18 protein-coding genes are annotated in these 22,370 nt (G+C 64.3%); 7 read left to right on the forward strand and 11 right to left on the reverse strand.

Annotated elements, in window-relative coordinates; genetic code table 11:
* The 3 genes from D4Q51_RS09280 to D4Q51_RS09290 all read right to left on the reverse strand — a co-directional run.
* On the reverse strand, positions 1-815 hold an 815-nt coding region (locus D4Q51_RS09280; RefSeq protein ID WP_120076090.1), incomplete at its 3' end, for an alcohol dehydrogenase catalytic domain-containing protein.
* The gene (locus D4Q51_RS09285) at positions 815-2,200 is read right to left on the reverse strand and encodes an MFS transporter (RefSeq protein ID WP_205689480.1); all 1,386 of its coding nucleotides are present in this window, start codon (positions 2,198-2,200) and stop codon (positions 815-817) included. The genes D4Q51_RS09285 and D4Q51_RS09280, both read right to left, overlap by 1 nt.
* Before the next feature lie 31 nt (positions 2,201-2,231).
* Complete coding sequence (locus D4Q51_RS09290) at positions 2,232-2,681, reverse strand: Saro_0803 family transcriptional regulator (protein ID WP_240624658.1); 450 nt, start codon at positions 2,679-2,681, stop codon at positions 2,232-2,234.
* Between the two features lie 85 nt (positions 2,682-2,766).
* On the opposite strand from D4Q51_RS09290, the gene D4Q51_RS09295 reads away from it, so the two are divergent.
* Entirely contained in the window at positions 2,767-4,248 is a 1,482-nt protein-coding gene (locus D4Q51_RS09295) for a lignostilbene-alpha,beta-dioxygenase (protein ID WP_120077500.1), read from the forward strand.
* Positions 4,249-4,644: 396 nt separating this feature from the next.
* Positions 4,645-5,532 (forward strand): serine hydrolase domain-containing protein, encoded by an 888-nt coding sequence (locus D4Q51_RS09300; protein WP_420807540.1) that lies wholly within the window; start codon positions 4,645-4,647, stop codon positions 5,530-5,532.
* Between the two features lie 25 nt (positions 5,533-5,557).
* On the opposite strand, the gene D4Q51_RS09305 is transcribed toward D4Q51_RS09300, so the two are convergent.
* Positions 5,558-6,214 carry an immunity protein Imm33 domain-containing protein gene (locus D4Q51_RS09305; RefSeq protein ID WP_162925276.1) on the reverse strand — a complete coding sequence of 219 codons (657 nt, stop codon included), beginning with the start codon at positions 6,212-6,214 and terminating at the stop codon, positions 5,558-5,560.
* Between the two features lie 75 nt (positions 6,215-6,289).
* On the opposite strand from D4Q51_RS09305, the gene D4Q51_RS09310 reads away from it, so the two are divergent.
* A complete protein-coding gene (locus D4Q51_RS09310; protein ID WP_120077503.1) occupies positions 6,290-6,751 on the forward strand; it encodes a DUF3237 domain-containing protein in 462 nt (153 codons plus the stop codon).
* A 143-nt stretch (positions 6,752-6,894) separates the two neighbouring features.
* On the opposite strand, the gene D4Q51_RS09315 is transcribed toward D4Q51_RS09310, so the two are convergent.
* From D4Q51_RS09315 to D4Q51_RS09335, 5 genes are all read right to left on the reverse strand, one after another.
* Positions 6,895-9,204, reverse strand: coding sequence for a YadA-like family protein (locus tag D4Q51_RS09315; protein WP_120077504.1), 2,310 nt, complete (start codon positions 9,202-9,204; stop codon positions 6,895-6,897).
* A gap of 281 nt (positions 9,205-9,485) precedes the next feature.
* Positions 9,486-11,024, reverse strand: a complete 1,539-nt coding sequence (mdlC, locus tag D4Q51_RS09320) for a benzoylformate decarboxylase (RefSeq protein WP_120077505.1) — start codon at positions 11,022-11,024, stop codon at positions 9,486-9,488.
* A gap of 7 nt (positions 11,025-11,031) precedes the next feature.
* On the reverse strand, positions 11,032-12,717 hold the full coding sequence (locus tag D4Q51_RS09325) for an MFS transporter (protein WP_240624659.1): 1,686 nt from the start codon (positions 12,715-12,717) through the stop codon (positions 11,032-11,034).
* Positions 12,714-13,769, reverse strand: a complete 1,056-nt coding sequence (locus D4Q51_RS09330; RefSeq protein WP_120077506.1) for an amidohydrolase family protein — start codon at positions 13,767-13,769, stop codon at positions 12,714-12,716. Before D4Q51_RS09330 ends, D4Q51_RS09325 begins: the two co-directional genes overlap by 4 nt.
* A gap of 48 nt (positions 13,770-13,817) precedes the next feature.
* Positions 13,818-15,248, reverse strand: coding sequence for an NAD-dependent succinate-semialdehyde dehydrogenase (locus tag D4Q51_RS09335; protein WP_120077507.1), 1,431 nt, complete (start codon positions 15,246-15,248; stop codon positions 13,818-13,820).
* A gap of 354 nt (positions 15,249-15,602) precedes the next feature.
* Between D4Q51_RS09335 and D4Q51_RS09340 the strand changes: the two genes are divergently transcribed.
* The 4 genes from D4Q51_RS09340 (at position 15,603) to D4Q51_RS09355 (ending at position 19,724) form a co-directional block, all read left to right on the forward strand.
* Positions 15,603-15,950, forward strand: a complete 348-nt coding sequence (locus D4Q51_RS09340; RefSeq protein ID WP_240624660.1) for a hypothetical protein — start codon at positions 15,603-15,605, stop codon at positions 15,948-15,950.
* 65 nt (positions 15,951-16,015) lie between these two features.
* Entirely contained in the window at positions 16,016-16,687 is a 672-nt protein-coding gene (locus D4Q51_RS09345; protein ID WP_120077508.1) for a glutathione S-transferase family protein, read from the forward strand.
* 263 nt (positions 16,688-16,950) lie between these two features.
* Entirely contained in the window at positions 16,951-17,364 is a 414-nt protein-coding gene (msrB, locus tag D4Q51_RS09350) for a peptide-methionine (R)-S-oxide reductase MsrB (RefSeq protein WP_120077509.1), read from the forward strand.
* A 104-nt stretch (positions 17,365-17,468) separates the two neighbouring features.
* Complete coding sequence (locus tag D4Q51_RS09355) at positions 17,469-19,724, forward strand: transglycosylase domain-containing protein (protein ID WP_120077510.1); 2,256 nt, start codon at positions 17,469-17,471, stop codon at positions 19,722-19,724.
* A 110-nt stretch (positions 19,725-19,834) separates the two neighbouring features.
* Here D4Q51_RS09355 and D4Q51_RS09360 read toward each other — a convergent pair whose 3' ends face one another.
* Positions 19,835-21,373 (reverse strand): Do family serine endopeptidase, encoded by a 1,539-nt coding sequence (locus D4Q51_RS09360; protein WP_420807535.1) that lies wholly within the window; start codon positions 21,371-21,373, stop codon positions 19,835-19,837.
* A 157-nt stretch (positions 21,374-21,530) separates the two neighbouring features.
* Positions 21,531-22,370, reverse strand: coding sequence for a protease modulator HflC (gene hflC / locus D4Q51_RS09365; protein WP_120077512.1), 840 nt, complete (start codon positions 22,368-22,370; stop codon positions 21,531-21,533).

A 22,370-nucleotide genomic window follows, 5' to 3' on the forward strand; every position in this document is an offset into this window, starting at 1 on the left:
CGCATCACTTCGGTGTTGCCGGTGGCATCGAAGGTGTAGTCCGCGCCGCCGTCGGTCATCTCGACGATCTTGGCGACGATGTCCTCGCGGCTCATGCCCTTCGTATTGAGGAAGTCGGTCATGCCGAACTTGCGGCCCCATTCCTCGCGGTCGGGGTTGATGTCGACGCCGATGATCTGGTTCGCCCCGGCAAGGCGCGCGCCCTGGATCACGTTGAGGCCGATCCCGCCGAGGCCGAAGACCACCACGTTATCGCCCACCTGCACCTTGGCGGTGTTGGTGACAGCGCCAACGCCCGTGGTCACGCCGCAGCCGATGTAGCAGCTGGTCTGGAACGGTGCGTCCTCGCGGATCTTCGCAACCGCGATTTCCGGCAGCACGGTGAAGTTCGAAAAGGTGGAGCAGCCCATGTAGTGGTAGATCGGCTTGCCTTGGTAGGAGAAGCGCGTGGTGCCATCGGGCATCAGGCCCTTGCCCTGGGTTGCGCGGATCGCGGTGCACAGGTTGGTCTTGCCCGAAAGGCATGACTTACACTGGCGGCATTCCGGCGTGTAGAGCGGGATCACGTGATCGTCCGGCTTCACGCTGGTAACGCCGGGGCCGACCTCGCGCACGATACCTGCGCCTTCATGGCCCAGCACCGAGGGGAAGATGCCCTCGCTGTCATGCCCGTCCAGCGTGTAGGCATCGGTGTGGCAGATGCCGGTCGCCATGATCTCGACCAGCACTTCGCCCTCTTTCGGGCCTTCGAGGTCAAGCTCGACGATCTCGAGAGGCTTCTTGGCTTCGAAAGCTACGGCGGCACGGGTTTTCATTATGCAGTATCCTTTGTCGGAATCTTGTCGGTTGTCACCGGCGTTGCGGCGACGAGGTCGTCGCCTTCGCGCTCGGGCAACATGAGGAACAGGATCAGCGAGAGGATCGAACCCATCGCCATGATGATCGAGACTACCAGCAGTTCATCGTCGCCCAGCCAGGCAAACAACGCGCCTGCCAGCAGCGGACTGCCCGCTGCACCCAAACGCCCGACCCCCAGCACGAAGCCGGTGCCGGTGGCGCGGGCGTAGGCGGGGAAGCCGCGCGCGAAGGCGGCGTAGTACCCGCTGATCGCTGCGTTGGTGAAGAAGCCGGTCAGGATCGTTGCCCACTGCCAGCCGTCCAGCGTCTCGCGGCCCATGCCGAACGAGACGACCATGACGCTGCCGATCAGCAACATCAGCGCAGTCGGCCATTTCATGCCGAAGCGCGCCATCACGAAACCGAACAGCGCGGAGCCGAGGAAACCGCCTACGTTCGCCCACGTCAGCACGGTCGCCGCATCGCTGGGGTCGTAGCCCGGCGGATAGTCGGCCACGATCTGCACGGCGAACTTCAGGATGTAGTAGAAGGTGACGGTGTGGAACATGTAGCCGAAGGCCAGCAGCAGCGTGACCGGGCGAAGCTGTGGGTTCGACAGGATATCGGTGACCTTGGGCTTTTCCTTGTCGGCGGCCGATGCGGGCAGCGAACCGATCGCCGGCTTGCCGAACGCGCCCAGTGTCTTGTTCACGCCATCCAGGTTGTCCTTGCTGGCATGGTAGGCGGCGGTTTCGGGCACGACCAGCAGCACCACGGGGATAAGGGCCGCCGTGACGATGGCACCGAAATCGAAGACCCCGCGCCAGCCGTAGGTGTCCAGCAGCCATTCCGAAGCCGCAATGCCGCCCAGGATCGCACCCAGCGGATAACCGGCAACGTAGACGGCGATACAGGCCTTGCGCCACTTGTTGTTGGTGCTCTCCGCCGTCACCGCATTGGTGGCGGCCAGCATGCCGCCGATGCCGATGCCGGTGATGAAGCGGTAGACGAACATGTCGCCAACGCCATTGGCATGGCCTGCCATCCACATGCCCCCCGCCATCGCGACAAGGCAGGCGATCATGGTGTTCTTGCGCCCGAACTTGTCGGCCGCGCCGCCCAGCAGGACGGAGCCGAATCCCATGCCCACCAGCTCTGCCGAAAGCACGATGCCGAGCTCGCTGCGGGGAATGCCCCAGTCAGCGGTAATGCCCGGCGCGGCAAATGCGCTGGAAAGCACATCGAACCCGTCGAGCGCGTTGAGCAGCACCATCAGCACCACGACCGCCCATTGGCGCCAGTGCATTTCGGTGTCGTTAATTACGGTAATGGGGTTTGCAGCCCCGCCTGACGGTCCGGCCATAATTGACTTTGTCCTCTCCCTGGGAAAGCCCCTATTCGTGGATTCTGCTGAGCATTTCCACCAATTTCTCGACTTCGTCCGACGTGAAGCGGCTTTTCAGCCATGCTTCATGCTCTTCGATGCATCGTTTCGCCTGCTCCAGCGCCTCCTCGCCGTCGTCCGTGAGGTGGAGCGACTGCTTGCGTCCGTCGCTGCTGCTTTTCTCCCGCCGCAGGTATCCGCGCTCCTGCAGGCGGTTGACGATGGTCATGGTGGTGGCCCGGTCCATGCGCAGGCGACTGCCCAGCTCGATCTGGGACACAGCCGGATTCGAACCGATCAGCCACAGCACGCTGACCTGTTTCTGGGTCAGCCCCAGTGCGGCAAACGTCTCGGTAAAATGGCGATAGACTGCGCCGTGCGCCAGCCGGATGTGAAAGCCCACGATGCCGTCCAGCTCGCCGAATTCGGGCGCGTCGGTATCGGAATTGTCTTCGGTCAATGCGGATTGGGCCAAGGTCCTGCTCTCGTCTTGCTTGCGGTTTTGTTAGTAAAGCATACAATCTTCCGCAAGGAGAGGACTGAAAATGGCGCAATTCCCCGATACCCCGAACTACACTGGCTTCAATACCCCCAGCCGGATCGAGGCCGATATCGCGAACCTGCAGCATACGGGCGAAATCCCGCCCGAACTCGACGGCGCGTTCTTCCGCGTGCAGCCAGACCCGCAATTCCCCCCGCGACTGGGGGACGACATCTCCTTCAACGGCGATGGCATGATCACTCGCTTTCACTTCCACGACGGACAGTGCGATTTCCGCCAGCGCTGGGCGCAGACCGACAAGTGGAAGCTGGAGAACGAGGCGGGCAAGGCGCTGTTCGGCGCCTACCGCAACCCGCTTACCGACGATGAAAGCGTGAAGGGCAAAATTCGCGGCACGGCCAACACCAATGCCTGGCTCTACGGCGGCAAGCTGTGGGCGCTGAAGGAAGATTCGCCCGCGCTGGTGATGGACCCTGCGACGATGGAAACGGTCGGTTACGAAAAGTTCGGCGGCAAGATGACCGGCGAGACTTTTACCGCGCACCCCAAGCTCGACCCCGACAGCGGCAACATGGTCGCCATCGGCTACGCCGCCAGCGGCATGCACACCGACGACGTGACCTATTACGAGATCAGCCCGGAGGGTGAACTCGTGCGCGAGGAATGGTTCAAGGTGCCCTATTACTGCATGATGCACGACTTCGCGATCACGCCGGATTATCTGGTGCTGCATATCGTGCCCAGCATCGGCAGCTGGGAGCAGCTCGAGGAAGGCAAGCCCGCCTTCATGTTCGACACGACCAAGCCGGTCTACCTCGGCATCATCCCGCGCCGCGAAGGGCTGAAGAACGACGACATCCGCTGGTTCAAGCGCGACAACTGCTTCGCCAGCCACACCATGAACGCCTGGCAGGACGGGACGAAGATCCATTTCGTGACGCCGGAATCGAAGAACAACTTCTTCCCCTTCTTCCCCGACATCCACGGCGCGCCGTTCAACCCGCAGGAATCGGTGACGCACCTCACCGAATGGGTGGTGGACCTGTCCAGCAACGGCGACGAATTCGCCGAAATCAACAGGCTGAGCGATACCTTCAGCGAATTCCCGCGGATCGATGATCGCTTCACCGGGCGCAAGAACCGCTACACCTGGGGCCTGGAAATCGACATGGCTCGCCCGCTGAACCTGCCGGGCGGCAGCGCCAGCGGCGCGCCGATGAACTGCCTGTTCTTGAAGGACATGGAAACCGGAAAGGAACAGCATTGGTGGGCAGGGGAGACCAGCACCTTGCAGGAACCCTGCTTCATCCCGCGCAGCAAGGACGCGCCCGAAGGCGACGGCTGGATCGTCATGGTCTGCAACCGCCTGGCCGAACACCGCAGCGACCTGCTGGTGTTCGACGCGCTCGATATCGAGAAAGGCCCCGTCGCCACGATCAACGTGCCGATCCGCCTGCGCTTCGGCCTGCACGGCAATTTTGCCCGCAGCCAGGATATCGGACTGAAAGTGCCCGAAGCGGCCTGACCCGGGGGGAGGAAAGTGATGATAGATTGCAAGGTGTTGTCCTGCCTGGCGGGACTGACTTTGGTGGCGACCTCGGCGCCCGCCTTCGCGCAGGACGAGGACTGGCGGGCGTGGGACGTAGCGGAGGGGTGCCGGGGCCTCGCGCCGCTCGATGATATCGAGACCGGGCCCTCGCTGGCCTTTCGCGACCCTTCACCGGCCACCATCGCCATGCGCCGCGAACTGCTCAATCCCGCAGTCAATTCCTTCACCTTTCGAGAGGTGGACGAGGTCTTCGCCCACCGCTTGGTGAACGCCGCCGCAGAGTCGACCGACTTGCCGGAGGCAGAGGGTTTCGTGATGCCCGGCGACTACGCTGCCTTCGCCCATGCGACCCACACCGACGCCATGCTAGTGATGCGCGACGGGGCGATCGTTTTCGAGGACTACCGCAACCGCTTCTCTCCGGATGAACGCCATAGCGGATTCTCCATGTCGAAGACGATCGTCGCCCTGCTGGTAGGGCAGGCCCTTGGGCGCGGCGAGATAGCCTCGCTGGATGATCCGGCGACACGTTACTGGCCTGCGCTGGAAGGCGGCGGATATGACGGCGTGACGATCCGCAATCTGCTGGAGATGCGCAGCGGCGTCGATATCGAGGAGCGCTACGACTTCGGCGAAAACCCCAGCCTCGCCGCCTGCATCCACGATACTGCCATCGTCCTGAACCGCGCCCGCTTCGCAGATTTCGGCATCGCGGTCGGGCGGCGGGAGGAGCCGGGCAGCGGCTTCAACTACGCAACGCTCGACACCGCCGTGCTTGGCCGCATTCTGGAAGAGGCGACAGGCACGCCGCTGGAGCAACTGACTGCCGAGCGTTTGTGGGAGCCGCTTGGCGCGGCGCACGAGGCTTTCTGGCTGGCCGACGGGCCGCAGGGCACCGGACGCGCTCTCGCCGGAATGGGCTTCAACGCCACGCTGCGCGATTTCGCCCGTCTCGGGCAACTGATGCTGGACGATGGCCTCTCGAACGGAGAGCGCCTCCTTCCCGAAGGCTGGGTCGCTCAGATGACGGCGATGCGCCCGCTCGATCCCGACAGCCCGCTTCCCGGCTACGGCTTCCAGACCTGGCAGCTGGGAAAGGAGCCGGGCGCGTACTCGGCCGTCGGTCTTGCGGGGCAATACATTTATGTCCACCCGCAAAGCCGCACGGTTATCGTGAAGCTGAGCCACTATCCGCCCGGTGCCGAACTGGACGACGTGGTGGGGCATTACTTCGCGCAGGTGGCGAATACTTCGATGTAAGTAAGCCGCGTGGATGACGGCGGAGCTAATCCAGGACGATGTAATTCTGCGTATCCGCGTCCCACTGGAAGGCCGTGCCGATGGGCGAATCCAGCAGGTGGAGCCAGCGGTCGTCGGCATTGAGCACCGAACCAAGGGCAATGTAATGTGGCTTGGCGCCGTCCCGTTCGTCCTGCGCGATGCCTTCGTCCGTTCCGCGGATTCGCCATCCGCTGTCGGGATAGCGATCGCCCTCCTGCGTCATGTCCGGATCTTCCCGGTAAAGATAGTCGGCATGGCTGCGCCCGCGCAGCACGCAATCGTCGACGAAGCACCGGTCCCAGTACTCTCGCGGCTCGGGCACCGTGGGTCTGGGGTTGTCCTTGTGGAACGCCGTGCCGATAGCATGGGTGAGCGGCACGCGGACACGGTCGCCTTCGCGGATCAGGCTCATGCCGGCGGGCTGGCTGTCGAGCGTGCCGGTGACCATTCCATCGTCGACACTCCCGATCAGCACCCACATGCGTTCCGCGGAATATTCAGGCTCGCCTTCCGTCTGGCGGAAGATGATCTGGACGCCATCCAGCGGTTTCAGCGCCGCCAGCTCGTCGGAATGGGGAAGGAAAAAGGTATAGGGGTTCGCCGCCGCAACCGGGCGCGGGTCGTCTATTGCAATGCCCCTTGGCAAAATCGTAGCGGTCATCGCCATGTATTAGCGCACACTGGTTGACGTTTTGCACCGCTGGACGGAACAGGGGCGAAGGAAGAGGAGACGCCGATGATCGAACCCGGACTGGAATTTGTCTACGAGGCCAGTGGAGAGCTGGAGGAGCCGCGCCAGATCGGCGAAACTTACGACGGTACACGTCGCATCATTCCGATACTGTCGGGCGGATATGTGAAGGGCCCGAAGATATCGGGTAAGCTGATGGGCAATTCCGCCGACTGGCAGCTCACCCGCTCCGACGGGGTGACGGTGGCGGATGCGCTCTATGCCATCGAGACCGACGACGGCGCACTGATCCAGATTCGCAATCGCGGGCTGCGCCACGGGCCGGTGGAGGTGATGCGTCGCCTCGTTGCGGGAGAAGATGTCGATCCCAGCGAATACTATTTCCGCACCGTGCCAGAATTCATCGCGCCCGAGGGGAAATACGACTGGCTCAACCGCTCCATCTTCGTGTGCAGCGGGGCCCGTTATGCAAACTCGATCAAGCTCTGGGTGTGGCGGGTGACCTGACTTCGCTTGGAAGTGGCAGGAAGGTTAGCCTGCGTGGGAGCAATTCCCGCGCCGTTCTCTTCCTCCCCCATGGAAAAGGGGCGGCCCTCGCGAGCCGCCCCCCTTTTTGCGTTTCGAGAACTCCGGCGCGTGGCCGGATTTCCTTACCAGGTAACCTGGAAACCGGCGCGCGCGCCGACTTCGCCTTCGTCGAAGCCGATGCCGAGTCCGCCGGTGAAGGCTGCATTGTCGTTGATGCGGGCAGCAAAGCTGGCCGAACCGGCAACGCGGTTGTTGTAGTAGCCGAAGCCGCCGGCGACGCCGAAGCTATCGGTCGGCATGAGAACCGGCGATTCCATCGACAGCGCCATGGCAACGCCTTCGTTCGCTTCCCGAACGCCCTTGGCGTTCTGGGACGTGAGGTCGAACAGCGTAGCCGTCTGGCCCTGCAGATCGGCGATGGCTGCCGCGTTGGAGGCGATATTGGCCGTGTTGGCGGCAATCAAGTCCGAGTTCACGGACAGGTTCTGGATCGCAACAGTATTTGCAGCGATGCTCTGGCGGATGGTCGTATCGACACCCACGACGCCGTTGGCATCGACCGTCATCACTTCCCCCGCGTCGGCCTGTGCAGCCGTGCTGGCAGCGATGTCACCGATACGCACCGCGCTGCCCGTGCCGCCGAGGGCGACCTGGTTTGCGGCCGTGGCGGTTGCGCCAACGCCGAGAGCGGTGGAACCGGCGAATGCTGCCGTTGCGCCGTTGCCGATGGCAACTGCATCGACGCCGGAAGCGACCGCGAGGTTACCGATCGACACGGCACCGTCCGCTGAAGCCAGCGCGGCTTCACCAACCGATACCGAACGGACGCCGGAAGCGGTAGCGAGGTGGCCGAGAGCGGTCGCGCGTTCGGCACTTGCGGACGAACGCCAGCCGAATGCCGTGGCACCCGGTCCCTGAGCCAGTGCTTCGCCGCCGATCGCGGTGGTCGAATTGCCCAGTGCCTGCGCACCGGTACCGGCATCGTCACCGCCGATGGCGATGGCGTCCACGCCGTCTGCAACGCTGTTGTTACCGATGGCGATGCTGGCGTCTCCGGCAGCTTCGGCAGCATAGCCGGTTGCTACCGAAGCGAAGCCATTGGCGTTGGCTGCGAAACCGGTTGCGACTGCACCCTGCTGGAAGGCGAAGCTGTCGTTGCCGATAGCGATCGATTCGACACCGTCGGCCGTGGCATCGCGGCCGATGGCCAGCGAATCTTCCTCGCGGGCCTGGGCGCGGAAGCCCAGAGCCGTTGCACCGAAGCCTTCAGCAGACGAACGGTTGCCGAGGGCAGTGGTGCGATCGCCCAGCGCGCTGGCCTGCTGGCCATATGCAGAGGAATAATCGCCGACTGCTTCTGCTTCGGCACCGGTTGCGGTTGCGCCGATACCACTTGCGGCTGCCAGCGAACCGATGGCGGTGGACTGCACGCCGAAGGCAGCGCTGTCGTTGCCGATGGAGACGGATTGGACATCGTTGGCCGTGGCATCGCGGCCCACGGCCAGTGCATCTTCGTCACGGGCCTGGGCGCGGAAGCCAACAGCCGTTGCGCCAAAGCCTTCGGCGGACGAACGGTTGCCAAGGGCAGTGGTGCGTTCGCCCAGCGCGCTGGCCTGCTGACCATAGGCGGACGAGTAATCGCCGACTGCTTCTGCTTCGGCACCGGTGGCGGTTGCGCCGATGCCGCTGGCGGAGGCCTGCGAACCGATGGCTGTGGACTGCACGCCGAAAGCTTCGCTGGTGCTGCCGATCGCGGTCGATTCAAGATCGTTGGCGGTGGCATCGCGGCCGATAGCGGTTGTTTCTTCGGTGCGGGCCTGGGCGCGGAAGCCCACGGCGGTCGCGCCGAAATCGACGGCTGAGGAACGGTTGCCGATCGCGGTGGCGCGCTCGCCGTCCGCGCTGGCCTGCTCGCCGTAAGCCGTCGAGTAGTCGCCGGTTGCGGACGACAGTGAGCCCGTGGTGGTGGCACCGATGCCGTTGGCGATCGATTCATTGCCGATGGCGGTCGAGAAATCGGTCTGCGCGTCGGCATTCTCGCCGATGGCCAGCGAACGAACGCCCTGTGCGGTGGCCAGGTGGCCCAGCGCGGTTGCGCGTTCTGCCGTAGCTTCAGCCTGCCAGCCGTAGGCGGTGGCACCCGGACCGGTGGCTTCACTTTCGCCGCCCACTGCGGTGGTGGAAGGACCGTTGGCTTCTGCATCCTCCCCGCAGGCCAGCGCATCTTCGCCGGTGGCCGTCGCATTGGCGAGGGTAATACCTGCGATATCGTTATTCAGGATGCACTCGTAGCCATCGTCGCCAGGAATTTCCTGTGCGCTGGCAAGAGTGGCGGAAGCGCCGACAGTTGCGATGGTTGCAATTGCGAGGCTTGACGCACCAAGCGCCATGGTTGTCAACTTGCCGAATGGTTTCGAATGGGAATTCTGCATTTATACCTCCTGTATGGTCGAACCGGGCCGCATAAGGCGATGCGACGGCAGGAGGGACGGTCCCTGGCTATCCATGTAATTAATCCCCCCTAATAGTGCGTCGCAGCCCCCCCGACTGCGGCGGTTACCCGATTCTGGGTGAGCAACAAGCTAAGACATTTCCTACGAAATGCAGCACCTAAATGCACAAACACGCCGAAAAGTTTCGGGTGAGAGGGTCTTAGGCAAGTAAAATTTCGCGGTTAACGGCGGGGCAACTTCCTAAACGTCGCGCTAACGCGTCAGGCAATCCGCAGATCGAGCAGCGTCGGTTCCTTTGCCCCGAAGCTCCATTCCAGCGCCGCGTCGAGATCTGCAACCGTTTCGACCCGGCGACCGGCGACGCCGTGCCCCTCGGCAATCTTCACGAAATCGAGGCCGGTAAGGTCGCAGCCGGGCACGTGGTTCATCCCGAACTCGCCGGAAAAGCCTGTAAGCGCGGCGTAGGCCGAGTTGTTCATGATGACGAAGCTGATCGGCAGCCTCTCCTGGAACGCGGTGAACATGCCCTGGATCGTATACATGGCCGCACCATCGCCCAGCACGGCGATCACCTTGTCATCCTGCGCCATCGCCACGCCGAGCGCGCCGGGCAGTGAATAGCCGAGGCCACCGCTGGCGCACGAATAGAAGCCGCCCTCTCGCGTGATCGGCAGGGTAACGTGTTCGGGGCCACGCGCGGTGGGCGACTCTTCCACGATGATTGCATCTGCCGGACGCAATGCGGCAATGCGTTTCAGCACGTAGGCCGCGGTCATTTCCGCAGGCGGGTCGATCAGCTGGTGGGTGGGGCCGGTGTAGTCCCGCTTGTTGGTTCGCTCCGTCAGCAGGGCCAGCCCGTCGTCCACGTCGCCCAGAACGCCGCCGCCGCCGGGCAGGTTGGCAAGGTGTTGCGGATCGTCGGACAGTGCCATCAGCTTCGCATGGGGCGGCCAGTGCGGCCCGCTGCCCTCGACGTGATAGGTGAAGACCGGGGCGCCTGCCACGAGGACGGCATCGAAGGGATCGAGCGCGTCGCGGATCTGGTCTCGCCAGGCGTTGAGGAAGCCGGCGAACTGCGGGTGATCCTCGGGAAAGGTCTCGCGCGCGGCGTAGGGCGCGGCAAAGACGGCGCACCCGGCCTTCTCCGCCAGCGCGATGGCGCTTTTCCAGCCACCCGCATTGGCGACGCCGGTGCCCAGCACCAGTGCGGGGCGTTCCGCTGCGTCCAGCATCGCGGAGAGCCGATCGATGCCGGTGGCGGATGGCACTGTGACGGCATCGACATCCGGCAGGCCGGGCATTTCGCATTCCCGCTCCCAGTCGTCCACGGGGATGGACACGAAGACCGGACCCATCGGCGGGGTGAGCGCGGTGATGAAGGCGCGGATCAGGGCCAGCGGCACGTCCTCGGCGCGGGCGGGTTCGATCGCGAACTTGACGTAGGGACGCGGGAATTCGCTCGGCCGCTCGGCATAGAGGAACGGGTCGAAAGGGAGGATGGAGCGCGCCTGCTGACCCGCCGTCACCACGATGGGCGCATTGTTCTTCCACGCGGTGAACAGGTTACCCAGCGAATGCCCGGTGCCCGCCGCGCTGTGAAGGTTGACGAGAGCGGGCTTGCGCGATGCGCGGGCGTAGCCATCGGCCATGCCCATCACCACCGCTTCGTTGAGGCCCATGACGTAAGGGAACGGCATCCCCTTCAGCATGGGCAATTCGGTAGACCCCGGGTTGCCGAACAGGCGATCCACGCCGAAATGCTCGAACACCGCGAACGAAGCTTCACGCACCGTTGTCATCTTGTTGTCAAACCTCCTCGCCGCCGCGCCGTGCGCGGTCGAGCATGCCTGCTTCGTCTTTCTTGTACCGCGACAGCACGATCAGCAGCAGCACCACGATGAACGGACAGACGAGGTTGAGCGTGATAAGCGCCTGCGCCAGGTCGCCGCCGTTCTGATCCGAAATGATTCCCACGAAATAGGGGCCGAGGCCCTGGCCCAGCAATGTCATGATGACGAGGTAGGTGGAGAAGATGATCCCGCGCATCCGCGGCAGGGCGAGGCCCAGCAGCAAGGTGTAGGTGGGCGGCAGCCACAGCGTGAGGATCAGCGAGTAGATCGTGTAGCGCACGTAAAACTCGGTCAGCGTTTCGGCGCTGTACGTCCAGATGCCGAAGAATGGCGAGATGCCCAGCGACAGGATGACCAGGATGATCATTCCCTTGGCTCCCATTCTTGCATGCAGCCAGTCCGCCAGCGGGCCTGCAACCAGCGCGCCGATTGTTGCGAGCAGGGCAGAAAGCAGACCGAACTGGAGGCCGACGTCGGCCATCGACAGGCCGAACTGGCGGATGAGGATCTGCGGGCTGGCAAACATTACACCGTAGTTGATGGCGGTCTGCAGGCCGCCCAGCACCATGATCATCAGCAGCGAGGGATTGAGCACCACGTTGAATGTCGGCTTGTCGGTAAGACGGAAATTCTGGAACAGGTTGAGCACCACGAATGCGCCGAAGCCGAATACGCCCCACTGGAGCACGTGCGGGCTGAGCGAGACGGCACCGAAATCCAGAGCCGGGCGCGGCGAATAGGTGGAGGTGAGGTTCACCATGAGCGCGCAGAAGCCGAGAATTACGGCCAGCCCAATCAGGTTTATTGCCCACTGCCGCGCCCCCGCATCGCGGCGCCACAGGTTCATCCAGTTGGTGCCCGGCGTGACGGCACCCAGCACCCCTGCACTGGCGCGGAAGGGAGCGGGATCCTTCTTCGTGGCGATGCCGTCCATCGCCCCGCGTTCGGGCTCGCGAAGCTTGTAGATCAGCCATGCCAGCGGGAAGCCGGGCAGGGCGGCGACGATGAAAGCGAACTGCCAGCCGCGAAAGCCCAGCGGCGCGCCGCCATCGGCATAGCGCAGATCCCACCACTCGGCGGCAATCCCGCCCAGCGCCATGGAAAGGCCGAGTCCCAAGGCAAGGCCCACCCCGAGACCGCCCATGGCAAGGCCGCGCCGGCTCTTGGGCAGCGAATCGAACAGGATGGAATTGGCCGCAGGCTGCGTCGCTGCCTCGCCCACGCCCACGCCGAGGCGGGAAATGGCGAGCAGGGTGAACCCCTGGGCAAAGGCGGCGAGCCCTGCGAAGAAACTCCACCCGGCAAGGCAGATTGCCAGCAGCTTCGTGCGTGTCCAGCCGTCCACCAGACGCCCCAGCGGGAGCGAGAACAGGGCATAGAACAGCGCAAAGACAGTGCCGTAGAGCAGCCCCATCTCGGCATCGCCGATGCCCAGGTCGTTGCGGATATCGTTTGCCAGGATGGAGAGGATCTGCCGGTCGAGCAGGCTCATCATCTGGGCGGACGACATCAGGATGATCGCATGCCAGCCATAGCGGCTGATGCGGTTGTCGGCCTTGGCTTCTCCTGGCGCGGCAGGCGAAAGCGGAACGCCGGGGGCCGAACCTGCCGCAGGCGGCGTCGTCGAAGGGCTATCGCTCACAGGCCGAACAGCTTCTCTGCATTGGTCTGGAAGAACTTGACCTTCTGTTCCTGCGAAATGTCCATCGCGTCCAGCAGCCGCACTTCATCGGGCACGTACTGGTAGGGATAGTCCATCGCGTAGAGCACGCGGTCCTCGCCCATCACTTCCATCATCAACTTGATGCTGGCCGGGCTGGGCAGGCCGGAGTTCGTGCCCCAGACGTTGTTCCGCAGGTAGTGGTGCAGGCTGTGCTGCAGCGGCTTCAGCCTGTCGTACCGCTGCGAGCGGACGCCGGCGTTGAACATGTAATTGAAGCGGTCGATCCAGAACGGCAGGCCCTCGCAGCCGTGGCCCAGCACCAGCTTCAGAGAAGGATAGCGGTCGAACACGCCCGTCGTCAGGATGCGCAGCGCGTGGTAGCTGGTTTCCATCGCGAAGCCGAAGATCGCGCCTTCCAGCCCTGCGTCCACCATGCCGCCGATCATCTCGTCGGGCGGGCCCTGCGGGTGGATGTAGAGCGGGATGTCCATGTCGGCGCAGGCGCGCAGGATGGGGTCGAACTGCTCTTCGTCGAGGTAATGGCCATGTGTGTGACTGTTCACCTGCACGCCGACGAAGCCCAGCTCTTCCTTGCCGCGCTTCAGTTCCTGTGCGGACCATTCGGCGTCCTGCGGGCAGATCGCGGTCATGCCGATGAAACGGTCCGGATGCTTCTCGCAGGCGGCGGCGAGGCGATCGTTGGCGCGCGATGCGATACCCCTGCCTTCCTCGGCGTCGTGCAGGGATTGCGTGCCGGGGCTGGTAAGCGCCAGCACGGCCTTGTCGATCCCGGCCTCGTCCATCGCGGCGAGGCGCAGGTCGCCAAGATCAAGCAGCCGCTCACGGATGAAGGTGGTCCGCTCGCTTGGGCTGGTGCCGTAGAAACCCCACAGCGAAACCGTGCCCTTGTCGGCGCGGCCTTCCTTCACCAGCCGCAGGATTGCTTCCATCTGCTCCTCGGTGGCGAATGCCTCCTCGGTCGCAATCCGCAGGTAGCCGTGCTGGCCGCCGGTTTTCAGTTCACTCGTCATGCGCCATCCTCTCCCATCAAGCGCGTTTCAGCATTCGGCCCCGCGCGATCAACCTTCGTGGACCGCTTTCACGACCATGCAGGCCTTCACGCCCTCGGGACCGTCCTCGCTGCCGTGGCCGGACCACTGGACACCCTGGAACGGCGCGTCAGGCCCAGCGATCATGTGCGTGTTGATCCCCATCATGCCGACTTCCACTTCGTCGGCCAGGCGGCGCTGGCGCTTCACGTCGTTTGTCCAGGCATAGCCCGCCAGGCCATAGGGCAGGCGGTTCGCCTCTGCGATCATGTCGTCCTCGGACTTGTAGGGATTGATGAGGGCGAGCGGGCCGAACGGCTCCTCGTTCATCACTTCGGCATCCAGCGGGATTTCGCTCAGCACGGTCGGCTGGAAGAAATAGCCCTGGTTGCCGATGCGTTCGCCGCCGGTGTTGACGCGCGCGCCCTTGTCTTTCGCGTTGGCGACGAATTTTTCCATCGCATCGGGGCGGCGCGGATTGGCCATCGGGCCCATCTGCGTGCCGTCCTTCAGGCCATCGCCGACGACGGTGGCGGCCAGACGCTCCGCCATGCCGTCACGGAACTTTTCGAACACGTTTTCCTGCACGATGAAGCGCGTGGGGGACACGCACACCTGCCCGGCGTTGCGGGTCTTGCCCGGAGCGGCGGTGGCGAGCACCGTGTCCACGTCGGCATCGTCGAACACCAGCACCGGGCCGTGACCGCCAAGCTCCATGGTGGTGCGGATCATGTTATCCGCCGCCAGCTTGGCGAGATGCTTGCCGACGACCGTAGAGCCGGTGAAGCTGAGCTTCTTGATGATGGGGCTGGCGAGCAGGTGGCTGCTTACCTCGTCGGGCACGCCGAACACGGCCTGCGCCACTTCCTTGGGCAGGCCCGCATCGTAAAGACATTGCAGGATGCCCAGCGCCGAGGCCGGGGTTTCTTCCGCACTTTTCAGGATGATCGAACAACCCGCCGCCACGGCTGCGCCCAGCTTGCGGCTGGGATTGCCGAGGGGGAAGTTCCACGGCGCGAAAGCGGCAATGGGGCCGACCGGCTCCCACCGCACGACGCTGCGCTGCCCCACCGGGCGCACCAGTTCGCGGCCGTAGAGGCGCTGGCATTCACCGGCGGCGAAATCGAACCATCCGGCAGAGGCCATGCATTCGATCTTCGTCTCGCCCACCGGCTTGCCCTCTTCCATCGTGGCAATGCGCGCAAGGTCGTCGGCGCGCTGGCGGATCAAGGCCGCCGCACCGTGCAGCACTTTCGCTCGCTCCGCGGCCGGCGTGTAGCGCCAGATCCTGTAGCCGCGCTGCGCGGTTTCCAGCGCACGGTCGAGATCGGCCTTGTCGGCCAGCGGCAGTTCGGCCAGCGTTTCGCCGGTAACGGGGTTCACGACATCGAATGTGCGCCGCCCCCCGCCGGAAACCTTCTCGCCGTCGATAACCATGTGGAGGGCTGGGTACTGTGTCATGGAACTCCTCTCGAGACATCGCCGCGACCCGCTTCCACGGAGGCTGTCGCAAGTCAGTCCTTTTATTATCCGGTCAATTCCGGCTGCTTATTATCCGGTCAATTCCGGCTGCCTAGATGCAAAGGCAGCCCTTCGACAAGTGCATAGCAGGCGACAAGGACCGTTGCTCCTCCTGCCTTTCCGCGCTCGTGCCAGTCGGAGTGGCCTCGCGGCTCTCGGACATTCTCGACTCTCCCAAATCGTAAGTTGTGCTTACAATTGTGGGAGCGGGCGGATAGAGTCAACGAGATTGGGGACGCGGCGGCAAATTGGCTGAAGGCGCAGGTTAAGCTTGGACGCGCTAGGAGAGTAACCATGATCCGAACTGTCATCGCCGTCGCGCTTGCAATCACCCCGTCGCTTGCCCTTGCGCAGACGCCGCAGCTCAGCCTCGATCACCGGATGCTGGTGCGCTGCTCCGCCGCCTTCGCCATCGTCGCCAACGGCCAGGCCAACGGCAATGCGGACGCCTTGCGCTATCCCGACCTCTCGCAGCGCGGGCGCGAATTCTTCGTCCGGGCATCGGCGCAGGTGATGGACGAGGCCGGCCTCAGCCGCGAGGAAATCTCCGCAGCGCTTTCCGCCGAGGCGCAGGACCTGTGGGACGAAGGCACGATCGACGAGGTCATGCCCGTGTGCCTCACCCTTTTGCCCGCAGAATAATCGTCGACCATTCGCTCTGGGCGCTGGACCCGAAACGCCTGTTGCGGCATTAGCAACAGGCAAGCATGTGGCAACTCTACTACTTCCCGCTCTGTCCATTCAGCCGCAAGGTGCAGCTGGTGCTTTCCGAAAAGAAGGTGCCCTATACTTTGCAGAAGGCCTATCCGTGGGAAGATGACGATGCCTTTCACGCGCTGAACCCGGCGGGCAAGACCCCGGTGCTGCACCATGCCGAACGGCGACTGGTGCTGATCGACAGCCAGGCGATCTGCGAATATTTCGAGGAAACCGAGAGCAAGAGCCCGCTGATTCCCGGTTCCGCCGCCGCTCGCGCCGAAGTGCGCCGTCTGACGGCGCTGTTCGACGATGGCCTTTATGGCGACGTGACCGAACCGCTGATCTACGAGAAGATGAAGAAGCGCCTGATCCTGCGCCAGTCGCCCGATAGCGGCACCCTGCGCGCGGCCATGCGGCTGACGCACGAGCATCTCGACTACATCGACTGGCTGATCGACAACCGCCGCTGGCTGGCTGGCGCGCAGCTCAGCCTCGCCGATTTTGCCGCCGCGGCGCAGCTTTCGGTGATAGACTATCTCGGCGGGATCGACTGGAGCGGGCACGACCAGTCCCATGCCTGGTACAGGGTGATGAAGAGCCGCCCCAGCTTCGCCCCGCTGCTGAGCCAGAAGATGGAAGGCCTCCCCGCACCGCGGCACTACGCCGACGTGAATGCCTAGTTTGTTGCTCCCTCAAGCGCCGGGCGCAGCGCGTCCGCGCTGCTTGGCTTTCCTCGCATAAGCTCGGGCGGCCGTTCGGCCTTGCGGTTCATCTTCGGCGAACCGATATCCAGTTCAAACGTTTATCTGCTCGCGGCTCGGCCCGCGTCCAGCGGGTCGCAAGGGCGAATGCCCGCCCGCAGCGGGCGCGTAGCGAAGCGGAGCGCATCAAGCGAGGACGCTCCCACGGAGGTGGGAGCGAAAAACAGACAAGGAGTCACGAAATGACGTCGGACAAGATCTCACTCACTGAAGCCGAATGGCGCGAGAAGCTGACGCCGGAACAGTACCGCGTCCTGCGCGAGGCGGGAACCGAGCGGGCCTTCACCGGCAAGTACGAGAAGAACAAGGCCGAGGGCGAATACAAGTGCGCCGGGTGCGGTCAGCCTTTGTTCGAAAGCGATGCCAAGTACGACAGCGGCTCCGGCTGGCCCAGCTTCACTGCACCTGCCGACCAGTCGGCGGTGGAAATGAACCAGGATATCTCCCACGGGATGGTCCGCACCGAAGTGGTGTGCAGCAAATGCGCCGGACACCTGGGCCACGTTTTCCCGGACGGGCCGGGGCCGGAAGGCCTGCGCTACTGCATCAATTCCGCCGCGCTGCAATTCGAACCGGAGGAAAAACCGGGCGAATGATCACGCCGGGCGTTCACCCTGCATTACGTTTGCCCTATGCAAGGCGTAGCCGAAGCTGAATGATGGCGCTTGCCAAGCGCGCGATTGCAGGAATTTGACGACTGATGTCGAAGCGTCGGGGCAGCAGCTCCAACACCAGAGGAACCCGTTCGCGCCGCGCCGCATCGAAGGCGCGTGAGCGCGAAGCTGCCGAACGCGGTTTCAAGGCGACCCTCTGGCGCTGGACGAAACGTGCCGCGATCGGCGGCGTGCTGGTTGCTGTTCTCGCCGCCATCGGCCTTGCCACGGCGGTGTTCTTCGCGTCACGCAGCCTGCCCTCCTATGCTTCCCTGCGCGAAAGCCAGAACGGGCAGACCATTCTCGTGCGCGCCCGCGACGGTTCTCAGATCGTGGAGCTCGGGCCGAGCTATGGCCAGTGGTTGGATGCGAACGAGATTCCCGACGTGATGAAGCAGGCGATGATCTCGGTAGAGGATCACCGCTTCTATTCGCACTTCGGCGTCGACCCGATGGGCCTCGCCCGCGCGGTCTATAACGCCACGATCGAGGACCGGCAGGTTTCCGCCACCTCCACTATTACACAGCAGCTTGCGCGTAACGTCTTCCTCAATTCCAACCGCACGCTGGACAGGAAGCTGCGCGAGGCCGTGCTGGCGATGGCGCTGGAGTGGCGTTTCTCGAAGGAACAGATCCTCGAGCTGTACCTGAACAAGGTCTATTTCGGCGGCGGCGCCTACGGTATCGATTCCGCCAGCCGCAAGTTCTTCAGCCACTCCGCCCGGGACCTGAGCCTGGAAGAGGCCGCGATCATCGCCGGGCTGGTGAAGGCGCCCAGCCGCTATTCCCCGACTGCCGATGTGGAAGCCGCCGTGAGCCGTGCCAACGTGGTGGTAGGGCAGATGGTGCGTTACGGCGACCTGGACCCGGCCGTGGCGCGACAGGTGAACGTGGACGCGGTGAAGCTGTCCACCACTGAGGGGCAGAACTCGATCCGCTATTTCACCGACTGGGCCCTGCCGCAACTCGACCTGCTGCTGCCCAACGGCACGTTCGAGCCGATCGAGGTATGGACCACGCTGGACGTCGGCATGCAGCGCGCGGCCACCACGGCCATTCAGTCCAACGTGCCGGGGCAGGCACAGGGCGCGCTCGTCAGTCTGGACCGCGATGGGGCGATCCTCGCGCTGGTGGGTGGCACGGACTACGTTACGTCCAATTACAACCGCGCAACCGACGCGATGCGTCAGCCGGGTTCCGCCTGGAAGCTGTTCGTCTATCTCGCCGCGCTGGAGGCGGGCTACACCCCTGACGACCGGGTGCAGGACGTGCCGGTAACGATCAACGACTGGAGCCCGCGCAATTCCGGCGGCACCTATGCCGGCGAGATCGACGTACGCAGTGCCTTTGCCTACTCGAAGAACACCGTCGCCGCGCAACTGGGCAACGAAGTGGGCTTTTCCAACGTGGCCAGCATGGCGCGGCGGTTTGGCATCACCACGCCGATCAGCACCTATCCCTCAATGGTGCTGGGTACGTCAGAGGTCCGCCTGATCGACATGGTGCGCGCCTTCGCCGCAGTCTCCGCGGGCGGCCGTTCCATCGAACCCTACGGCATCATGCGTGTCACTACCGCCGACGGCGAAGAACTCTACACCCACAAGGAATCGCGCGCCTACACGCTGGTGCCCGATTATGTCGCCGCCGGGATTACCGACCTCTTGCAGACGGCCGTTGCCACCGGCACCGGGCGCGCGGCGCAGATCGGGCGGCCGGTCGCGGGCAAGACGGGTACCACCAGTTCGAACCGCGATGGCTACTTCGTCGGCTTCTCCAGCGGCATCACGACCGGCGTGTGGATGGGCATGGACAACAACGACCGCGTGCCTGCCTTGCAGGGTGGACGCGCCCCTGCTCAGGCCTTTGCCGCCTTCATGCGCTATGCCGTGCGCGATCGCCCGGTGGAGGAATTCGACACCGATCTCCAATTGCCCGAATGGCAGCTGGAGCCGGACGATGAATTCTACTTCGGCGAGGACGAGGACTATTACTTCTATATCGACGAGCAGGGCAACCTGGTCGACCCCAGTGGCCAGCAGGGCCGCTATGGTGAAGGCTTCGACGTGGAAGGCGAGGGCGAGAACGTGGTGCGTGATCCGCTGGATCCGCGCGGCATGGACGTGCGGCCCGGTCAGTCACCCGAACCCGCACCCACGCGCGCGCAGCCCCCGCGCCGCGCCGCCCCGCCCCCTGCGGCGAGCGACGATTTCCTCGAACGGGCGACGGGGCAGGATATGCCGCGCGACGATCGGCAGCAGAACTATCGCCCGGCGCCCAGCGGGATCATCGAACAGCGGTTCTAGGCTGGCGCGCTTCGCGGCTTAATGCTGGCCAGAAACGACTAAGGGGCGGTAGCCTTGCGGCTCCGCCCCTTCGTGTTCCTTCCCGATGCGATGATCGGCTAATTATCGGATCAGTCCTCCATGAAGCGAACCGGCACCGACTGCGTGGTGCCCTGGCGGCTGCGAACGCGCAGCAGCACGGCTTCGCGGCCATCGTTCTGCACAGCGCGCAGCACCGCTTCGAGATCCTCGACACTGGCGATTTCGCGTCCGTTTGCGGACAGGATCATCACCCCGCGCGCCAGACCACGGCGGGCGGCATCCGATGCCGGATCGACCGCGAGGATGGCGAGGCCCGTGGTATCGGCGGGCTGGCCGAGCTGGCGGGCGATCTGCGGCGTGATTTCCACCGCCTGGATGCCCAGCACCTCTTCCATCAGGCCGGCTTCTTCCGGCACCTCCGGAGCGGGCATGCTCTCGTCCTCGCCCTGGAACATGTTCTGCCGCATCAGCTCTTCCTCGCTGGGGCGGCGGCCCACGGTCAGGTTGACGCGGCGACGTTCACCACTGCGGATGAACGTGAGCGGCACGGTGGTGCCCGGCGCGATATTGGCGACGATGCGCGACAAGGTGTTGTCGGGCGTGACTTCCTGCCCGTTAACGGAAATCACGACGTCGCCCGGCTGCAGGCCAGCGCTTTCGGCGGCTTCACCCGGCTGCACGCCCTGCACCAGCTCGCCCACGCCCTCGTCGATGCCGAGGGCTTCGGCAATGTCTTCGTCCACCGGCTGAATCTGCACGCCGAGATAGCCGCGCTCGATCGCTTCACCAGCGATCAGCGAGCGCACGATGGGCGCTGCGTCTTCTGCCGGGATGGCAAGGCCAATCCCGACGCTGCCGCCCGAAGGTGAGAGGATGGCGTTGTTGATGCCGATGACGTTGCCCTGCATGTCGAACAGCGGACCGCCCGAATTGCCGCGGTTGATGGCGGCATCGGTCTGGATATAGCGGTCGAACGCGCCGCCCGATCCAGTGGAGCGCTGCACGGCCGATACTATACCGCTCGTTACCGTGCCGCCAAGGCCGAAAGGATTGCCGATGGCGATCACCCAGTCGCCCACGCGCGCCTGCGCACTGTCGCCGAAATTGACGAAGGGGAATGGTTGCGCGCGGCTGATCTTCAGCACGGCAAGGTCGGACGAGGGATCGGTGCCGACCAGCTCGGCCTCGTATTCGGTGCCGTTGGGCAGCGTAACCGTTACTTCTTCCAGCGTCGCGCGCGCATCGGGCGAAACGACGTGGTTGTTGGTAACGACGTAGCCGTCGGCCGAAACGATGAAGCCGGAGCCGAGCGAGGTCGCCTCACGCCGCTGCGGTCCGCCGCGGCGCTGGTTGAAGAACTGGCCGAAGGGCGTGCCTTCGAACGGGTTCTGCGCCTGCGGGATGGTGATGGACTGGCGGGTGGAGATGTTCACCACCGCCGGTTGCAGCGCCTCCGTCAGGTCCGCGAAGCTGGCAGGTGCACCTGCCACCGGCACGGTGTTCTGCATCTGGATACGGTCGTTCTGTGCAACCTGGGCACCTGCGGGATAACCCGTCAGCAGCGAAATGGCCGCCCCGCCTGCCAGCAGGGCCGATGTGAAAGCGTATGAATAGCGCACTGGCTTCACGTCCTTTGTATCCTCTTGATCTTCACGCGTCCTCCTGATGCAGTCGCACAGGGGCGCAATTGGTTCCGTCCCGAGACGCGCTTTCCACCCGAAACCGGCTGAACACGCGTTTAACGACAAGTGTAGTCGTCAACCTCGGCCGCGAGTTCCGTCCCGGTCAATTGCCGGGGTTGCGGAACTGGCGGAGGTATTCGTTATCCGGGCTCAGGATGATCGAGCTTTCGCCCGATCCGCCCTCGAAAGTGGAGCGGTAGGACTGCATGGCCCGGAAGAAGTCGTAGAAATCGGGATCCTGGTTGTAGGCCTCGGCATAGATCTGCGCGGCGTTGGCTTCCGCCTCTGCCCGGATGATCTGCGCATCGCGGCGGCCACCGGCGCGGATCGTCTCGGCCTCTTCCTGCCGGTCCGATTCCATGCGGTTGAAAGCGGCCTGCAGCGGCGTGCCCTGCGGCAGGTCCGCGCGCTTGATCCGCACGTCCAGCACCTGCGCACCGTACTGCCGGGCCTGCCGGTCCAGAGCTGCGCGGATGTTGCTCATGGCCGTGCCGCGTTCCGGCGTCAGCAGGCTGGCGAAAGTCCGCCGGCCAAGCTCCTGTCGCAGCACCGAAGTGAGGATGGGTTCGAGCTGGTTGACCAGCTGCTCCTCGCTCGATGCGCTCTGCACGAACAGCACGGGATCGAAGATGCGATACCGGGCATAGGCGTTCACTTCCAGACGCTGCTGGTCGTTCGACAGTACGGTTTCGCCTTCCATGTCGAGATCGAGCACGCGCCGGTCCACCATCTGCACGCGTTCCAGGATCGGAATGCGCCAGGAGAGGCCCGCCCCGGTCTGGCCATAGGGCTCGTCCGGATCGAAGCGATTGATGACGCGGTTGGGCTCACCGGTGCGGATCACCACGCCCTGATGCGTCTCGGGGACGATCACCATCATGGACATGGCCAGCACCGCCAGCACGGCAACGGCGACGATTGCGGTCTTGTAGCGTTCCCACAT

This window comes from Aurantiacibacter odishensis (assembly GCF_003605195.1).
Lineage (GTDB): Bacteria > Pseudomonadota > Alphaproteobacteria > Sphingomonadales > Sphingomonadaceae > Alteraurantiacibacter > Alteraurantiacibacter odishensis.